Source organism: Candidatus Kryptoniota bacterium, assembly GCA_036567965.1.
In the GTDB taxonomy this organism is placed as follows: Bacteria; Bacteroidota; Ignavibacteria; order Kryptoniales; family JAKASW01; genus JAKASW01.
This window is the reverse complement of sequence record DATCTN010000002.1, coordinates 1-17,844: the sequence shown is the minus strand read 5'-3', so window position 1 is coordinate 17,844 and position 17,844 is coordinate 1. Positions and strand designations below refer to the sequence as shown.

Genomic DNA, 17,844 nt, shown 5'->3' with positions numbered 1-17,844 from the left:
ACCAATTGAATCAGCAGCTTGAGGTGAGGAGGAGAAGGACATGATCAGAAATTATATCCGAGTTGCACTAAGGAACATCGCCAAATACAGATCCTATTCGCTCATAAATATAGTCGGGCTCGCGGTCGGCATCGCGTGCTGCATTGCTATTCTACTTTTCGTTCGCGACGAGTTGAGTTACGACAGGTACAACGAATTTGCGGACCGGATATATCGGCCACGGCTTCTCGGCCGGGTAAACGGACATGATATGAATATGGCATTGTCTCCTGCAGCGATGGGACCGGCAGTTTATCACGATCTGCCGGAAGTCGTTGGGTACACTCGCTTGATTATGAGCGGTCCGACTGTTGTCCGATATGAAAACAAAACATTCATTGAAGAAAGGTTCTTTGGAGCAGACTCGACGGTGTTCGACATATTCACGTTTCCCTTCGTCGCGGGAAATTCGAAAACGGCTCTCACTCAGCCGAACACAGTTGTGATCACCGAATCCATGGCGCATAAGTATTTCGGTAATGAGGGCGCGGTTGGCAAGATCCTGAATACGGGGAAACAGGATAACTTTGTGGTAACCGGTGTTATCAAAGACATCCCTCAAAATTCACATTTACATCCGGATTTCATGGTTTCGCTCACAACATTGCAGGACAGCAGAAATCCGACATGGCTGAGCAACAACTATTACACGTATCTTCTGCTCCAAAAGGGAGTAAACCTTGTTCAATTTCAAAAAAAGTTGGATGAGGAGGTTATCAAATATGGCAGTCCGCAGTTGAAGGCAATAACCGGTTTTTCTCTTGAACAGTTCAGGGTGGCTGGGAACAAGTATGGATTCGTGCTGCAGCCTCTTACCTCGATACATCTCAACTCGCATCTCGATTATGAGATAGAGGCGAATGGCGACATCACATACGTTTACATATTTTCCACAATAGCCATCGCGATATTGCTGATCGCATGCATAAACTTCGTCAACCTCTCGACGGCACGGTCTGATAAGCGAGCGAAAGAGGTGGGAGTTAGGAAAACGTTGGGATCGACCCGACCATATCTCGTTGGACAGTTCATGTCTGAGTCGATTCTGATGAGCATTATTGCCGTTGTTTTGGCAGTCGGTATAGTCGAGCTCCTGCTTCCTTTTTTCAACCAAATCGCCAACAAAACGATGAGCCTGAATCTGTTCACCAATCCATTATCAATTCCAGTTCTTGTCTGCTTTGCTGTCGTGGTTGGGATCGTTGCAGGAAGCTATCCCGCCTTCTACCTGTCGTCGTTCCACCCCATCGATGTTCTTAGATCCGACACCAGGAAAGGAGGAAGGAAATCATTCCTTAGAAGTGGACTGGTGATTTTCCAATTTGCGATCTCAATTGCCCTGTTCGTGGGCACTTTCATTATCTTCGCGCAACTGAGGTATGTCCAGACGAGAAATCTCGGATTCGACAAAGAAGAGACCATCGTAGTAAGCAGGACAAACGATCTTTCCGGTCAGCTCCAATCGTTCGAGGATGAGTTGAGAACAAATAGGGACATCGTAAATCTTACCAATTCAAACGCGATTCCCGGGAACCAGGGCGGTGACAATGCGTGCCGGCTTGAAGGCGCATCCGAGAACCAATATGAAGACGTCCAGCAAATGTTCTGCGATTATGATTTTGCAAAAACATATAAGTTAGGGATAGCCGACGGAAGGTTTTTCTCGAAAGAGCATCCTTCGGATAGTGCTGCCGTGGTTGTCAACGAAGAGGTTGAAAAGAGCTTCAATGCAAAAGGGATCGTCGGCAAACATCTCGTTTTCCCGGGCGCGGGCCGTGCAGGATCTGAACTAAAATTTGAGATAGTGGGAGTGGTGAAAAATTTCAACTACAGATCGCTTCACGAAGCGATTCGTCCTCTGGCCATTCGCCTCTTCCCGAACCGAGGGTTCATCGGACAATTCGTTACAGCCCGTCTGGCACCGGGGGATCATTTGAGTACAATCTCTTTCATTGAAAATGTCTGGAAGAAGTATGCGGGAGATGAAGAATTCAACTGCAACTTCCTTGATGATAACCTTCAGAAACTCTATGCAGCAGATCGGAGAACCAGTGAGATAGCCGGGGCATTTTCAGTCCTGGCGATCTTCATCGCATGTCTGGGCCTTCTGGGACTGGCGGCATTTGTCACCGAGCGGCGAACGAAGGAAATTGGGATCCGGAAGGTATTGGGTGCTTCGGTTGGGGAGATAGTGGCACTCCTTTCCAAGGAATTCGTGATATGGGTACTGATCGCGAACGTGGTCGCATGGCCTCTTGCCTACTATGTTATGAACAATTGGCTGAAAAACTTTGCTTACAGGACTGACGTGAGTGTTTGGATTTTCGTTGCGTCAGGAGGTTTGGCGTTGATTATCGCATTGCTCACCGTTAGTTCACATGCGATCAAAGCCGCGACGGCAAATCCGGTTGAGAGTTTACGATATGAGTAAACTCGAAATCCCGCCTTCGCGGGATGGAGTCCTTGAGCTATGAATAAATTCGCGAGACGCACAGAGCATGGAGCAAAGCGCAACCAACACGCTGCGCGCTCTGCCCTTTGCGCCATGCAAAGGAAAACTGGAGCAAGGGTATGTTGAAGAATTATTTCAAGATCGCGTTTAGAAATCTTTCCCGGCACAAGGTCTTTTCGCTAATCAATATTGCAGGACTGGCGGCGGGAATGGCGTGTACCATATTAATCCTTCTGTGGGCGCAAGACGAACTGAGTTACGATAAGTTCTTCAGAGATTCAAATAATATCTATCTTGTGCTTCGCGGCGATCGCGGCGGAATGACGGCGGTTACATCCCGAATGCTTGCGCCAGCTTTGAAGGAAGAATTTCCGGAGATCAACAAATCGACAAGCTTCATGCAGTTGCCTGCGACTTTTAAGTTTTTGATCCAAAATGGCAACACCGGCTTCGATGAAAATGTGCTGTTCGCGAGCTCCAATTTCTTCGATCTTTTCTCTTTGAAGCTCAAGGAGGGTAATCCATCCACTGTGCTTTCCGATCCGAACTCGATTGTGATAGACGAAGAGACAGCGAGAAAATACTTCGGATCTGAAAATGCTGTCGGTAAATCGCTCAACGTCTCAGGCTTCGGTGGCAAATCTTTAACAAAGGTGAGTGGTATCCTGGAAGATATGCCGTTGGAATCGCAGATCAGGTCTCATATCATTTTACCAGCAGCTTGGTTTAAGTCAATCGGGATCAATTTTGACACGTGGTATGATCAATCCTTTCATACATACATAGAGACCGAAGGGAATATCGATATTCAAGGCCTGTCGTCGAAAATCAGGCAATGCGAGATAAGAAACTTCCCGAACCAGAACACGGAAAATCTGAGCTATTCGCTTCTTCCGCTTACAAAAGTCCATTTGTTCAGCGGCAATATCAAATTCCTTCAGGGAACAGGAGACATTAAGTATGTCCGGATATTCATCGCTATAGCTGTAGTCATTCTTTTGATCGCAAGTATCAACTATATGAATTTATCGACGGCTCTGTCTCTGAAAAGGAGGAAGGAGATAGCCGTCAAGAAGACGATTGGAGCAAGCAGGAAAAGGCTGATGGTTCAGTTCCTGGGAGAAAGTCTGATCGTTTCTTGCATCGCGTTCATATTAGCAATTCTCTTCGTCGAGTTATTCCTCCCAGAATTCAATGCCTTGTCTGGAAAAAGCTTGATGATCAGGTACCTGGATACATCCTTCATGATCCTCTCAATCGCAGTCGTAATCGGCACAGGTCTCGCGTCGGGATTCTATCCCGCCATGTTGCTGTCTTCATTCAGTCCCATCCAGATCCTGCGAAAAAGCTTGACGTTCAAGCCGGGTGGTCTGTTCACGGGATCAGGCCTTGTCATTTTTCAATTTGCAGCCTCCATTGCCATGATCCTGTGCGCGATCGTGGTTTCCAATCAGTTGTCTTTTGTGATGAACACTAACCTCGGCTTCGACAAAGAGAATTTGATATGCATTCGACTGACGGCTGACGCGAATAAGAAATTTGAGTCAATGAAAAATGAATTGGAATCAAAACCACAAGTCATAACTGTGTCACGTTCTGAACCCGTTAGCACTTCACTAACGAGAACCGAGGGCGTTTATTGGGAAGGCGAGCCGGCGAATGAACAGGTGCATTTTTGGGTGCTCCACTCTGACTTTAATCTGGCTGCCACTTATAAATTCGAGATGGTTCAGGGAAGATTTTTTTCAAAGGACTACCCGACTGACCGGACAAGCGCATTCGTAATTAACGAAGCAGCTGTGAAGACAATGGGACTAAGTTCTCCGCTGAACAAAGAAATGGGTTTGTGGGGGAAGCGGGGCAGGATTGTGGGCGTGGTCAAGGACTTTCATTTTGCTTCTTTTCATACGGCTATCGAACCTCTGGTTTTTACCATTCCTGATAGCAATCAGCAGGACAGCCGTTACCAGATCATGTCTGTTCGGATCAAGCCTGGAAATCCACAGGGTGTAATTTCCTCAACCGAAACGATATGGCACGCAGAGATGCCTGGTGTCCCGCTCGATTACTATTTCTACAATGATTCCGTGAACAAACAATATTCTTCCGAAATGCGGATGCGCACCATCTTCCAGTACTTCTCGTTTGTTTCGATAATGATTGCCTGTCTTGGATTGTTTGGCCTTGCGTCTATTTCTACGGAGCAGAGGACTAAAGAAGTAGGTATCCGCAAAGTTTTGGGTGCCTCTGCGTCGAATGTGGTGTTCACTCTTTCGAAGAAGTTCATGGCATGGGTTGTTCTGTCAAATATCGTTGCGATTCCGATAGCGTGGTACTTCATGAGCAAGTGGCTTCAGGAGTTCGCCTACAGAGTCCCAATAAGCTGGTGGACGTTTATAATCGCAGGTGGTTTTGCATTTATCGTCGCTCTCTTGACGGTGGGTGTTCAGGCGATCAAAGCGGAGATGGCAAATCCTATAGAATCTTTGAGATATGAATGAAGTCAATTTGCAGCCAGCGGGGATGAGTCAGTATAAATAGTTGGATATCGACAAGTATAAATGAGGAGGAGTAGCACATGATAAAAAATTATTTGCGAGTAGCGCTCAGGAACATTGCGAAATACAGGTCTTATTCTATCATCAACATTGTCGGTCTTGCAGTCGGCATCGCGTGCTGCATCGCCATTCTGCTCTTTGTCCGCGACGAATTGAGTTACGACAGGTTCAACGTGAATGCGGATCAAACGTACCGAATTCACTTCCACGCCTTCTTCAACAACAAGGACATTAATCTCGCTGCCAGCTGCGACCCGCTGGAGCCAACCCTGTTGCGCGATTTTCCAGAGGTCACCGCCGCGACGCGGGTGACCAATTTCGGGTTCCCGGTTCTGCGTTACAAGGACAAGGCATTCAGCGAAGAAAGATTTTACTGGGCCGATTCGACTTTCTTCGATGTCTTTACGGTTAAGTTCATCTCGGGGAATCCGAAGACTTCTCTCACCCAACCGAACACGGTTGTCATCACTCAAGCAATGGCGAAGAAATATTTCGGCAACGAAGATCCGATGGGAAAAGTTCTCAACGCCGACAGGCGAAGAGACTATATTGTCACCGGTGTAGTTGACGGGTTTCCGCAGAATTCACATTTCCAATTTGACTTTCTGGGTTCAATGGTGAGCTATCCCGCGACCAACAATCAGTTCTGGCTCAGCAATAATTGCTACACGTACGCCGTATTGCGAAGCGGGACAGATCCGGTTGAGTTCGAAAAGAAAATGAACGATGACCTGAAGAAGTACATTGGTCCTCAACTAAAAACCGCCACCGGCGCGACGTACGAGCAGCTTGAAGCGGCGGGGAATAGAGTCGGATTCTACTTACAGCCCCTGACCTGGATCCACCTTCACTCACATCTGGACTATGAAATCGAACCAAACAGCGATATTGCGTACGTGTGGGTCTTCTCTGCGATCGCACTCTCGATACTTCTGATCGCCTGCATAAACTTCATGAATCTTTCGACCGCACGATCGGAGCGTCGCGCGAAAGAAGTAGGCATAAGGAAAACGCTCGGCTCGACCCGCGGCAGACTGATCTACCAATTCATGTCGGAATCGACACTGATGAGCCTGATCGCGGTGTTCCTGGCAGTTGGGCTTGTCGAGCTCCTTCTTCCGCTGTTCAATGACGTCTCGGGTAAACAGCTTTCGCTGGGCATCTTCGACAATTTCTATTCAGTACCGCTGCTCATTTTGTTCGCGCTCATTGTGGGACTCCTCGCCGGGAGTTATCCGGCGTTTTATCTCTCGTCGTTCCTGCCCGTCGACGTACTGAAGTCGGATGGAAGGAAAGGAAGCCGAAAGTCCCTTCTGAGAAGTACTCTTGTCATCTCTCAGTTTGTGGTTTCGATCGTGCTCTTCATAAGCACTCTTATTATTTACGATCAACTCAACTTCATTCAGGATAAGAATCTTGGGTTCAACAAGGAACAGGTGGTGATCATAAACAAGACAGACGATATCGGGGCACAACTTGGGTCGTTCAAGCAGGAGCTACTCGGGAATCCCGCGGTAATCAGTGTTTCAAATTCCACCGGAATTCCGGGCGATCAGGTCGGCGACAATGTCTTCGAGCCCGAGGGAGGAACAACACAGGACGCACGGAGCCTCCGTACAATACGCTCCGACTACGATTTTGCGAAAACGTATCAGATCCAGCTCGTTGCAGGGAGGTTTCTTTCCGTCGATCATCCATCCGACTCAATGGCAGTAGTTCTCAACGAAGCTGCAGTGGATGCATTCGGGATCAAGGATCCTGTCGGCAAATACATCACGGAACTTCCCAACGGACCACAACCTCCGCCGAAGTACGAGATCGTAGGCGTTATGAAAGATTTCAACTACGAATCGCTACGTCAGGTTGTCCGTCCTCTTGCAATGGGGATGTTCCCGCGGGGCGGTTTCGGAAAATTCGTAGCTGTTCGTATCGCTCCCGGCGACTATGAACGCACGATGGCTTTTCTGGAGGCCACGTGGAAAAAATACGCGGGCAACGAGGCGTTCGAAGGAAATTTCCTGGATCAGAATCTCGAGCGATTGTACAGGGCCGACATCAGGACTAGCAAGATAGCTGCTATTTTCTCCATCCTCGCGATTTTCATCGCATGTCTCGGGTTGCTCGGACTTGCGGCGTTTATCACTGAGCAGAGAACCAAAGAAATCGGAATACGCAAGGTCCTCGGCGCAACGGTCACGGAAGTTGTCGCGCTTCTCTCGTCCGAGTTTGCCAAGTGGCTACTGATCGCGAACGTCATCGCGTGGCCTCTTGCTTATTTCATGGTGAGAAGATGGCTGCAAGACTTCGCCTATCGGGTGGATATCGCGCTGTGGATCTTTATCGTTTCGGGTATCATGGCGTTCATCATTGCATTGCTCACCGTCAGTACACACGCCATCAAAGCTGCGACGAAAAATCCGGTGGAGTCCTTGAGGTATGAATGACGGGGACAAGGGATCTATCTGCAGAGTCTGAATTAAAATTGAAGGAGGAGTGTGCTAAAAAGCTATTTCAAATTTGCTTTCAGAAATCTCTGGAGAAATAAGGCATATTCGTTCATAAACATTTTTGGTCTATCGGTCGGCTTGGCATCGTGCTTCATTATCTTGCTTTATTCCGTTCACGAGTTGAGCTACGACAGATATAACGAGAAATTGGACAGGATTAATCTCCTGACAATGAATTTTACTTTCAAGAGCCAGGGATGGACACAACCTTTGGTTCCATTCCCAACGGGCCCGACCCTGAAAACTGAATATCCAGAAGTCAAAGAGTTTGCCAGGTGCGGATTTAGTTCGTGCACCATAAAATGTGGAGGAAGGATTTTTGATTTTGTTCCCTGTGCTTCCGCCGACTCGGGCATATTTAAGATCTTAACGCTGCCCGTTGTTTCTGGAAATCTTGAAAAAGCATTTGCCGAACGAAACTACGCGGTCATAAGCCCCGAAATGGCGAAAAGAATGTTTGGCAATGGAGAGGCAGTTGGACAGGTAATCAATGTAAAGTGGTACGGGCAAGAATATTACCTCACCGTAGCAGCAGTCATGGCTAACATCCCTTCGACTTCGACCTTTCAGGCAGATTGTATACTTCCCATTTTTCTTGCAGAGCGTTCGATCCAGAAGGGTTACGCCAGCAATCCAGATATTCTCAACGCGTGGATGCCGGGGGTAATCAATACATATCTACTTTTATCTAATAAGAATTTGGCTGATCAATTCAATAAGAAGCTGGTCACCTTTTCAAGGGAACATTCAACCATTCCATCCTGGCCGCTGGTGCTCCATCTCGTTCCGCTCAAAGAGTTATACTTTCGGCCGGAAACGATTGTAAATACATACCTAATCCCTAAGGGAAATATCGCCGACGTCGAAATCTACTCGACTGTAGCGCTCTTGATACTTCTCATTGCGTGTCTAAACTTCGTAACGTTAAGCTCCGCAAGAACAAGTATCAGAACGAAAGAAGTCGGTATGCGAAAGGTTGTGGGAGCTTCGAGACTCGATATTGCAAAGCAGATAATGGTGGAATCAATGCTGGTCTCGATTTTATCTCTTCCGATCGCACTTGTACTCGTTGAATTTTTCATGCCCTCTTTGACGACATTGCTCGGAAAGAGACTACCGACTGATTATAATCGCAGTATTGACTCGATAATTCTGTATGTCGGTATCACCCTCGCAGCAGGAGTCTTGTCAGGAAGTTATTTATCATCCCATCTTTCCAGCTTTCATCCGGCTGAAATCTTGAGAAACAAATTCAACATGGGACACGACAGGATAACTCTGTGCAGAATCCTCATCGGCGTTCAGATGGTCATTTTCATCGGGCTCCTTTTAACTTCAATTACGATATACAGACAGATGCGGTATCTTCACACCAAAGATATGGGATTTGAAGCTGAAAATTTGGTTGTGTTTTCTAATTGGAAGACAAGTTTCGTTGATGCCGACAATGGGACCCGATTCCAAACACTTCTGTCTGATTTAGAAACTTTCCCGAACGTACTCTCTGTTGCCGCGGGTACTTGGATTCCTCCAACCCCTGGAGCCGCTGGGGATGTAACAAGCCAGGCACCCAACTTGACTAACCCTCAAATGCTTGTGCTGTTCACCGAAGATTGGGTAAGCCACGATTATTTTGAAGCGCTGAGGATGAAAATGATTTACGGGAAAACTTTCGGACAGGTGCCGCCTGAAGAGGCGAAAGATGCCGTCATCATGAATCAGGAAGCGATTGAAGAATTCGGAATTACAGATCCGTCAGTGCAGTTGTTCGAGGGACACCGAATCATTGGTGTCGTGAAGGATTTCAATTTCCTTTCCTTGCACCAGAAGATCGGCCCCGCGGTATTCTACGGGGATCAGACTCGTGGGCAGAACAACATAGTGGTCAGACTGAAAAGTTCGAAGGATGCACCGAAGACCATTCCAGCGATTGAGAGGCAGATTGAAGAATTCGATGGAGGAAAAGAAGCGCATTACCAATTCTTTGACGACAGGGTAAGCGCGATGTACGGGAGTGATTACAAGTTCGCCGATATGATTGCGTATTTCACCGTCCTTGCAATTTCCATAGCCTGTCTCGGTTTATTCGGGATGTCACTTTTTGTGATTCAGCGCCGGGTAAAGGAAGTGGGTGTAAGAAAAGTGCTCGGTGCATCGGTTACGAGTATTCTCCTGTCTTCTGCGAAAGAATTTGTGATGGTCCTGTTGGTCTCGGCCATTATCTCATTGCCCATCAGCACCTATTTTATAAATAGCTGGTTGCGGGATTATGCCTACCACATAAATGTCGATATCATTTCCGTCTTGGTTACTTTTCTTGTGGGATTGCTTATCGTTTTTCTAACTATCAGTTATCAAGGATTTAAGGCAGCGACGGCAAATCCGGTGGAGTCGTTGCGATATGAGTAAGCTGGACGCAGAGAGCGAACCTCGAATGACACCTCGCGCAATATTCTCAGCTCTGCGCACCTTTCGCCAATATCAAAGGAGATAGCTATGATCAAGAATTACCTGCAAGTTGCCATTAGAAACATGTCGCGGCGAAAGATGTACTCATTCATCAATATCACTGGTCTCGCGATAGGGCTTGCGGTGACAATCCTGATCCTCCTTTTCGTGAATAACGAATCATCTTTTGACAAATTCAATCTAAACGTAAGCAAGATATACCGTGTAAACTCCGAATGGAAAAGAAATGGTGAACCCATTCTGCACAGTGACCAGCCGGTCCCTCTCGGCCCCGCATTAGTTTCTGAATTCCCGGACATAATTTCATCTGTCAGATTATACCCCGGTGAGGCTGTTGTTTCACACAATGGAAACTATACCAGGGAAGACGTCACATTCACTGACCCGGATATCTTTTCAGTTTTTTCTTTTCCGCTTTTAAGAGGTGATCCGTCCAGCGTTCTGGCGCAACCAAACTCGGTAGTCCTCACGGAAAAAAAGGCCCGTGAAATATTCGGAGGACAGGACCCGGTCTCAAAAGTTCTAACGATTAACCTCGACGGCAAGCTTGACAGCTATGTAGTAACCGGAATTGCGAAGGACATTCCTGATAATTCAAGCATTGATTTCGGTGTTCTCCTTCCGATAATCAGCATGCCGAGATACCAGAGTATGCGGACCGACTGGACTTCATTTTCCGGGTCGACATACCTCCTTTTGTCAGGCTCGACGAGCATCGCAAATATTGAACGAAACATTCCCGAATTCGTCTCGAAGCATTTTGGAAAGTTTATTGCCGAGAGCCAGACCAACGGGTGGATAGACAAATCGGACAATGTGTTCCGGCTTCGATTTGAGCCCCTTTCCCACGTCCACTTCTCAGGCGTGAAGTTTCAGAATGAGCGTACCGGAAATCCGGTATATTCATACGTCCTCTCCGTCATTGCACTGATCATAATCCTTATCGCATGTGTGAATTTCATTTCTCTTTCATTAGGACAAGCAGCGTATCGGACAAAGGAGGTCGGGGTCAGAAAAGTTTTGGGCGCGGGGCAGAACGATATCATGATCCAGTTTTGGATCGAGTCAATATTATTGACTGCAGCCGCCTTCCTTTCGAGTCTCTTTTTGGTCGAACTTCTTCTCCCGATTGCCAATCAGATTTCTGGAAAACATTTTGGAATATCAGATCTGTTCTCGCCTGCTTTCATCGCCGTTCTAATCGGGCTGGTTTTCATTGTCGCGATGTTGGCGGGGAGTTACCCTTCAATTGTCCTGTCAGACTATCGACCAGCGGAAGTGTTGAAGGGTAAATCAAGGACGAGAAAAACAACTGTTTTGTCCAGGAGCCTCGTTGTCGGGCAATTCGGCCTTGCTGTCTTCTTGACCGCCTGCGCTATTATCGTCTGGTCGCAACTCAAATATGTTCAGACCCGGGACCTCGGCTATAGCGGCGATCAGGTAGTTGTTGTCCCATTCGGTTGGGGCCACGGTGATGGCTTGAGAATGGTAAGTGTCTTCAAGAACGAGCTATCGGGTCATCCGGGGATAATCGATGTTTCCTGTACCAGCGCGACATTTGGAAATGGATACAACCGAAAAGTATTTCGATATGATGGGAAGACTCATGAGACATACGTCTATAGTGCAGACGATAGGTATATCTCTACTCTGGGCCTTCATCTGCTGGAAGGGAGGAATTTCAGGGCGGGGTCGACGGCCGATTCTATGCTGTCCGTAATTGTCAACGAAGAATTTGTGAGGGAGTTAGGGTGGAGGTTGCCAGTGACCGGTAAGAAAATACCAGGCTGGACATGGAGCGGAGATGACAAGGAGGATCTAAGAATTGTCGGGGTGATAAAGGACTATAACTTCCTTTCCCTGCATGATGAGATCGCGCCGGTCGTGCTGACGATGAATCCGGAGTGGGGTGTGTCATCGATGATGATAAAAATCGGAAAAGACAATATCCCTGCAACAATTTCTGACATAAAGAGAGCATTTCAGAACATCGTTCCCGATACGCCATTTGAATTTACATTTCTGAACCAGGATGTTCAGAAACAATACGATGACGACCTGAAGGAGGGAGAAATTGTCGGTACGGCATCTGTGTTCGCGGTGTTTATCTCGTGCCTCGGTTTGTTTGGATTGGTATTGCTTGCAGTTTCCGCACGAACAAAAGAAGTCGGAATTAGAAAAGTACTGGGAGCATCAGTGGCAGGCATCGTCACGATCATCACCGGAGATTTCCTGAAGCTCGTTGCACTCTCTAATCTGATAGCCTTGCCGATCGTGTTCTACGTGGGAACTAAGTGGCTGCGGGGCTTCGCTTACAGGATCAGCATAACCCCGTGGATTTTCATTCTCGCGGCAGGAGCCACCTTTGCGATTTCCATTATGACTATCGCCTTCCTGGCAGTAAAGGCCGCGACGAAAAATCCTGTGGAGGCATTACGATATGAGTAATGCCGAAATCCCGCCTTAGCAGGATTGAATCCTTGAGATGCGAATAGAAAACTGGGAGGTGTAAAATGAAAGATGTGAGTATTCCATTACCCGATTTTGTCGACCGGCAAATCGCCGAGATTGAGGTGAAGATAAACGGCAAGAAAAGACAGTACAACTTCAGAGTCGAGGCGTTCCGGTGGGAGCCAGAAGATGAAAAATGGACTGTTGAAGAGAAGATCAAGCTGCTTCAGAAGGGATTGGCGAGCTACGACAAGTCGTGGGAGCTGATTCAAATCTTCAAGCCGAAAGAAGACTCGAAATTTATACAGGTCCTGTACAGGCAGCGTGGCACGACGGGCTTCGGCGATACCCATGTAAATGCCGCGTAGGGTTCTTCATCTAAGCCGGTTGTTACAGCGTCCGAAACTGAACGCATGATCTTCAAATTCGGACAGATCCGTTCTGATTCTCGTCATCTTGTCGGTGAAATTGTCGTTTTTCTTGATCGCTCTCGGTACGCTTGTTGTTAAATAGTTCTGTGTGATATTCTTGTGAAATGTCATTCTGCATGAACGAGGTATAAGGGAGCAAGGGCATGATAAGCAATTACCTGAAAATCGCAGTCAGGAATATTCTAAGATCGAAATCTCTCTCGGCCATCAATGTCGTCGGCCTATCAGTCGGCATCGCCGCGTTCTTCCTGATCTTCTCATATGTGTATAATGAAATGAATTACGATTCATTCCAAAGGAACGCGTCCGACATTTACAGGATTTATACCGTGACAAAAGCGCCCGGCAACGCAACTGAAAGATATTTCGCGGTAACGCCCGATCCTCTTCCAAAAGCTCTGCTGAATGACTATCCCGGGATGTTCAAAGTTGCGCGACTCTTCTTCAATGAGTTCTGGATTACATCCGGCAACAGATCATTCAAGGAGCTGGTCTATTGCAGCGCCCCATCGTTCTTCGACGTATTTAGTTTCAATTTGCTCGAAGGAGATCGCGGCTCCGCACTTAACAATCCCAATTCGGTTGTGATCAGTAAACAGTTCGCACAAAAGATTTTCGCGAGTGCTGAACCGATGGGACAGGTTCTGAAGATAAACAACACCGATTTCATGGTCACGGGGGTGCTGGACGATTTTCCGGTTAACTCGAGCATCATGTTTGATGTTCTCATCCCGACAAAGTTCAGGCAAAAAGTCGATCCCGGATTTGAAGATAAGTGGTATTCGATGGGGACACACACTTTCATATCCTTTACAGGGAAGATGACCCCCGACGAACTACGCGACCAATTTCCAAGGATAATCGCCAAGTATGTGCCTGATTTCGTGAAGACCGGAGGTTTCAGTCTGGTTCTCGAGCCTCTGGAAAGTATTCATCTTCATACCGGAATTGAGTACGACATTGTGCCACCCAGCTCGAGGACATTTCTGCTGGTCCTTATGCTTATCGCAATTTCCATACTTCTCATCTCATGTGTGAACTTCACGAATATTTCGATTTCCCGTCACACGGAACGGATTAAGGAAATTGGAATGAGGAAAGTGCTCGGTGCACAGAGAAGCCAGGTCGTCGTTCAATTTCTTTGCGAATCGATACTCATGAGTTTCGTTTCTCTGATGATAGGAATCGGACTGGCAGAAATATCTTTGGATCAATTCAGAAATCTGACAGGCAAGGAAATTTCCATATCTCCTTTTCTTACGATGCCGAATATCCTCGTCATCGGCGCCTTCGGGATATTTGTCGGACTAATAGCAGGAAGTTATCCGGCCCTTGTCCTGTCGAAACACATGCCTGCCGAGGTTCTCGAGAAGCATGCGGCTGGAAGAAGCAAAAGCACAGCCCGAAATATTTTGGTTGTGGGACAATTCGTGATAGCGGCTGTTTTGGTGACGAGTGTGTTCCTCATCTCGCAGCAGGTTGGATTCATGAAAAGTTATGACATGGGATTCCAGCCGGATAATATTGTGGCAGTTCCTGTGGAGACTGAAGCGGAAGCCGGACAATATGAGAAAATTAAGAGCTTCTTCAACTTGATTAGCTCGAACGAGTCGACTCACGGGATATTGTCGGTAGCGATGTCGGAGAACATACCAGGCGATCATTTCAATAATACCTTCGGGATTGTGCCGGTTGGAGCGAACGACAAGGAGGCGATTCAAATGGTTGTGTCCTCCATGGATGAGAATTTTGTGGACACGTACAGGATCAGGATCATTGACGGGAGGAATTTTTCGCTAGCGTTTGCCACTGATAAGTCCGACGCCGTTATCATCAATCAGAGTGCTGCAAGAGCTCTTGGATGGACAAGTGCCGTGGGGAAGAAGATCTGTTACATCCATGAGCATTATCCGTTGACGGTAATCGGCGTCATAAAGGACATAAATTTTCAGTCGCTGCAGAATCCTATGGAGCCCATGGTCTACAGGTACGCCGCGGGCGGTTATGAGAATACTGCAGTGTCGTTGAGACTGGATCCATCACGAATCAGCGAGGGACTTAGCTTTATCAGGGAAAATTGGGCTAAAGTCTTCCCGATGTTCCCCTTTGATTATTTTTTTGTAAAGGACAAATATACTGCGGCGTACCTTCCCGAGGAGAAGATGGAAACTATTGTCGAGGTATTCTCCGGGCTTGCCATATTTCTTGCGGGACTGGGATTGTTCGGTTTGTCTTCGCTCAAGGTGACCCAGCGGACCAGAGAGATAGGGGTTCGAAAGATACTCGGCGCGGGTTTATCCGATATACTTGGACTATTCGCGAAGGAATTTCTGACGCTTGTCCTCATCGCGAATCTAATCGCTGTCCCGGTTTCATATCTTGTTTTGAACAAATGGCTTCAGGATTTTGCGTACCGGACAGAAATCAGTGTTTGGATCTTCATCCTCTCTACTGTCTTAGCGCTGGCAATTGCTTTCGTGACTGTAGCCTCCCACGCGTTCAGGATCTTTACAGTGAACCCGGCGGAAGTAATACGGCGTGAGTGAATCGGACAATTCGTTGTGAAAACCTCGAAGGCACGAGGGATTCATGGGATTCAAAGTAGATGGAGAGAGACGAAATGATCGGTGACTACATCAGAATGTCGGCGAGGAGCTTGCGATACGAGTGAACGAGATGCTCTACTTCAGCGGGATTGAGACGTTGAGGCGCGAGTAATATATTTACTGCGTGCGGTGGGTAGGAGCAACCACATACGGTTTCGCGTTGGAGCAAAACGAATGAAAGCGTAACATCGTCGGGCCGTAACCCCACTTGAATGTCCACTTCACCTCAAGAAATCAAATCGAGGTATTTAATGGTTGATCAAAAGAGCGGAAGAAGCGATGCAATTTCGGTACACGAATTAAAGGATCGGCTCGATAAAGGAGAGAAGATCACAATACTGGATGTCCGCGAAAAGTCCGAATTTCAAATTTGCAATATCGGAGGAATCCTGATTCCTCTCAGACAACTTCCTGAGAAGATGAGCGAGCTCGACGCCGAAGGAGAGACCGTCGTCATTTGCCATTCCGGGAACAGGAGTCTGATGGCAGTTAGGTTTCTTCAAAGCGCGGGGTTTCAAAACGTCAAGAATCTCACGGGCGGAATAGACGCGTGGGCAAGATTTATCGATCCTGCCATGCGCAGATATTGAGCGTAGCTACAGGTACGTAAGAGTGGTATAAATGTCCGGTCTCGTTTAAATTCCAATAAAGTCAGGCAGGAAATGAAAATCGTTTTCATGGGTACGCCGGAGTTTGCAATCCCCTCGTTAAAAGCCATAGCGGCGACGGGTCATCGACTCGTTGCGGTCGTCACAAATACAGATGAGCCGCAGGGGAGAGGTTTGAAAGTAACCCCCCCGCCCGTGAAGATTGCTGCAGCCGAAATCGGTGTGCCGGTCATTCAGGTTTCGTCGTTGCGAGATCCCGAATTTGCCGACCGGCTAAGGAGCCTTGAGCCGGATGTCATAGTGGTTGTAGCTTTTCGAATATTGCCGAAGGAGATCTTTACAATAGCGAAGAAGGGTACATTCAACCTTCATGCGTCGCTTTTGCCGAAGTACAGAGGAGCTGCGCCCATCAATTGGGCAATTGTAAAAGGCGAACGAGAGACCGGAGTGACGACATTCTTTCTCGATGAGAAAATCGACACAGGGAAGATAATTCTCCAGCGAAGGACGGAAATTGGAACGGATGATACCGCCGGTGAGCTCGCCGACCGTCTTTCGAAAATTGGCGCTGACGCCGTGGTGGACACGCTTGATTTGATAGAGCGGAATCAGGTTAGCATAATCGAGCAGGACGATGCTAAAGCCACAAAAGCTCCCAAGATTTCAAAAGAGAATTGCCTGATCGATTGGTCGAAGCCTGCCGAAGACGTTCACAATTTCATACGCGGGTTTTCGCCAGAACCTGGAGCATTTACATATCTCCAGAACAGGATGGCGAAAATCATAAGGGCTCGTATCGCCGAACGACCCGCTCACGGCGCTGTTGGAGAATTGCAAACGGATTCCGGAAAGCTCAATGTGGTTTGTGGCGACGGAGCGGTGGAGATTCTTGAAATTCAAATGGAGGGGAAGAAAAAATTGCGTTCGGTCGAATTCCTCAGAGGGGCGCGAATTACTCCAGCGACAGTATTCTCAAATAAGAGATAGGGATTCTTCTAATCCGACTTCTTTGTAGACTTGGTTTTCGCAACCGCTGGCTTTTCGGCAGGCGCCTTTGTTTTCGGTTTTGATTCCCCGTTGCTGCCTGCCGGAGACGCGCTGGATTTTTTATAATCTGTCAGGTAAAATCCCGAGCCCTTAAATATGAGGCCGACGCCCGAACTTATGAGTCTCTGCACTTTTCCACCGCACTTCGGACAGGTGGTCAGCGGATCATCCGTCATCGATTGAATCTCTTCAAAAGTTTTGCTGCAACTCTCGCACTTGTATTCGTAGGTTGGCATCGTGCTGCTTTCGACTAATTCATCCGTCAAAATTTAAAATACACGCTTCGAACATTCAACTTTCAGCAAATTCAACAGTCTTCGATACAACTTCGTTCCGTCTTGTTTGATGATCCGGTCGGCGTGTGGATTCGTGTGCCGGCGGCAAAAGTATCTTGTTTAGGAACCGGCCCGTGGTTATATTAAAGCCTGATCGCGGGGTGGAGCAGCTGGTAGCTCGTCGGGCTCATAACCCGAAGGTCGAAGGTTCGAATCCTTCCCCCGCTACTCATGAAGTCCGTTTTAAAACGGACTTTTTCTTTTTAGGGGTAGTATCAAGGCGTGATTGTTTTGTATCTTAAAAAGTGATTCTGGATGATGGAACATTTCTTGAGAATGAGCTGTATTTGAAAATCCTCGTCGTCAATATCAAGTACCTCGGCCACTTGATTGTCTCCTCG

Annotated in this window: 10 protein-coding genes and 1 tRNA gene; 10 read left to right on the top strand and 1 reads right to left on the bottom strand. The window is 47.4% G+C overall.

The features are described 5' to 3' along the window. Nucleotides 1–40 precede the first annotated feature (40 nt). From VIS48_00125 to fmt, 9 genes are all read left to right on the top strand, one after another. Nucleotides 41–2,470: an ABC transporter permease gene (locus VIS48_00125; protein ID HEY9164547.1), complete on the top strand. Its 2,430-nt coding sequence runs from the start codon at nt 41–43 to the stop codon at nt 2,468–2,470. Nucleotides 2,471–2,610: 140 nt separating this feature from the next. Then, nucleotides 2,611–4,992: an ABC transporter permease gene (locus tag VIS48_00120; GenBank protein ID HEY9164546.1), complete on the top strand. Its 2,382-nt coding sequence runs from the start codon at nt 2,611–2,613 to the stop codon at nt 4,990–4,992. A 77-nt stretch (nt 4,993–5,069) separates the two neighbouring features. Further along, nucleotides 5,070–7,493, top strand: coding sequence for an ABC transporter permease (locus VIS48_00115; protein ID HEY9164545.1), 2,424 nt, complete (start codon nt 5,070–5,072; stop codon nt 7,491–7,493). A gap of 51 nt (nt 7,494–7,544) precedes the next feature. Then, entirely contained in the window at nt 7,545–9,965 is a 2,421-nt protein-coding gene (locus VIS48_00110) for an FtsX-like permease family protein (GenBank protein ID HEY9164544.1), read from the top strand. Between the two features lie 87 nt (nt 9,966–10,052). Continuing rightward, on the top strand, nt 10,053–12,473 hold the full coding sequence (locus tag VIS48_00105) for an ABC transporter permease (GenBank protein ID HEY9164543.1): 2,421 nt from the start codon (nt 10,053–10,055) through the stop codon (nt 12,471–12,473). Between the two features lie 65 nt (nt 12,474–12,538). Further along, entirely contained in the window at nt 12,539–12,844 is a 306-nt protein-coding gene (locus VIS48_00100; GenBank protein HEY9164542.1) for a hypothetical protein, read from the top strand. A gap of 206 nt (nt 12,845–13,050) precedes the next feature. Further along, nucleotides 13,051–15,453, top strand: a complete 2,403-nt coding sequence (locus tag VIS48_00095) for an ABC transporter permease (GenBank protein ID HEY9164541.1) — start codon at nt 13,051–13,053, stop codon at nt 15,451–15,453. Nucleotides 15,454–15,764: 311 nt separating this feature from the next. Continuing rightward, the gene (locus VIS48_00090) at nt 15,765–16,103 is read left to right on the top strand and encodes a rhodanese-like domain-containing protein (protein ID HEY9164540.1); all 339 of its coding nucleotides are present in this window, start codon (nt 15,765–15,767) and stop codon (nt 16,101–16,103) included. A 72-nt stretch (nt 16,104–16,175) separates the two neighbouring features. Beyond that, complete coding sequence (gene fmt / locus VIS48_00085) at nt 16,176–17,108, top strand: methionyl-tRNA formyltransferase (protein HEY9164539.1); 933 nt, start codon at nt 16,176–16,178, stop codon at nt 17,106–17,108. A gap of 8 nt (nt 17,109–17,116) precedes the next feature. Here the strand turns inward: fmt and VIS48_00080 are convergent, their stop codons facing one another. Further along, nucleotides 17,117–17,404: an FmdB family zinc ribbon protein gene (locus VIS48_00080; GenBank protein ID HEY9164538.1), complete on the bottom strand. Its 288-nt coding sequence runs from the start codon at nt 17,402–17,404 to the stop codon at nt 17,117–17,119. Nucleotides 17,405–17,598: 194 nt separating this feature from the next. On the opposite strand from VIS48_00080, the gene VIS48_00075 reads away from it, so the two are divergent. Then, nucleotides 17,599–17,671 (top strand) — tRNA-Met (locus VIS48_00075). The last annotated feature ends 173 nt before the right edge of the window (nt 17,672–17,844 follow it).

Excerpts from the sequence above, each read along its gene's own strand:
- VIS48_00125 (HEY9164547.1), top strand. The coding sequence starts at position 41 with ATGATCAGAAATTATATCCGAGTTGCACTAAGGAACATCGCCAAATAC.
- VIS48_00120 (HEY9164546.1), top strand. The coding sequence starts at position 2,611 with ATGTTGAAGAATTATTTCAAGATCGCGTTTAGAAATCTTTCCCGGCAC.
- VIS48_00115 (HEY9164545.1), top strand. The coding sequence starts at position 5,070 with ATGATAAAAAATTATTTGCGAGTAGCGCTCAGGAACATTGCGAAATAC.
- VIS48_00105 (HEY9164543.1), top strand. The coding sequence starts at position 10,053 with ATGATCAAGAATTACCTGCAAGTTGCCATTAGAAACATGTCGCGGCGA.
- VIS48_00100 (HEY9164542.1), top strand. The coding sequence starts at position 12,539 with ATGAAAGATGTGAGTATTCCATTACCCGATTTTGTCGACCGGCAAATC.
- VIS48_00095 (HEY9164541.1), top strand. The coding sequence starts at position 13,051 with ATGATAAGCAATTACCTGAAAATCGCAGTCAGGAATATTCTAAGATCG.
- VIS48_00090 (HEY9164540.1), top strand. The coding sequence starts at position 15,765 with ATGGTTGATCAAAAGAGCGGAAGAAGCGATGCAATTTCGGTACACGAA.
- fmt (HEY9164539.1), top strand. The coding sequence starts at position 16,176 with ATGAAAATCGTTTTCATGGGTACGCCGGAGTTTGCAATCCCCTCGTTA.
- VIS48_00080 (HEY9164538.1), bottom strand. The coding sequence starts at position 17,404 with ATGCCAACCTACGAATACAAGTGCGAGAGTTGCAGCAAAACTTTTGAA.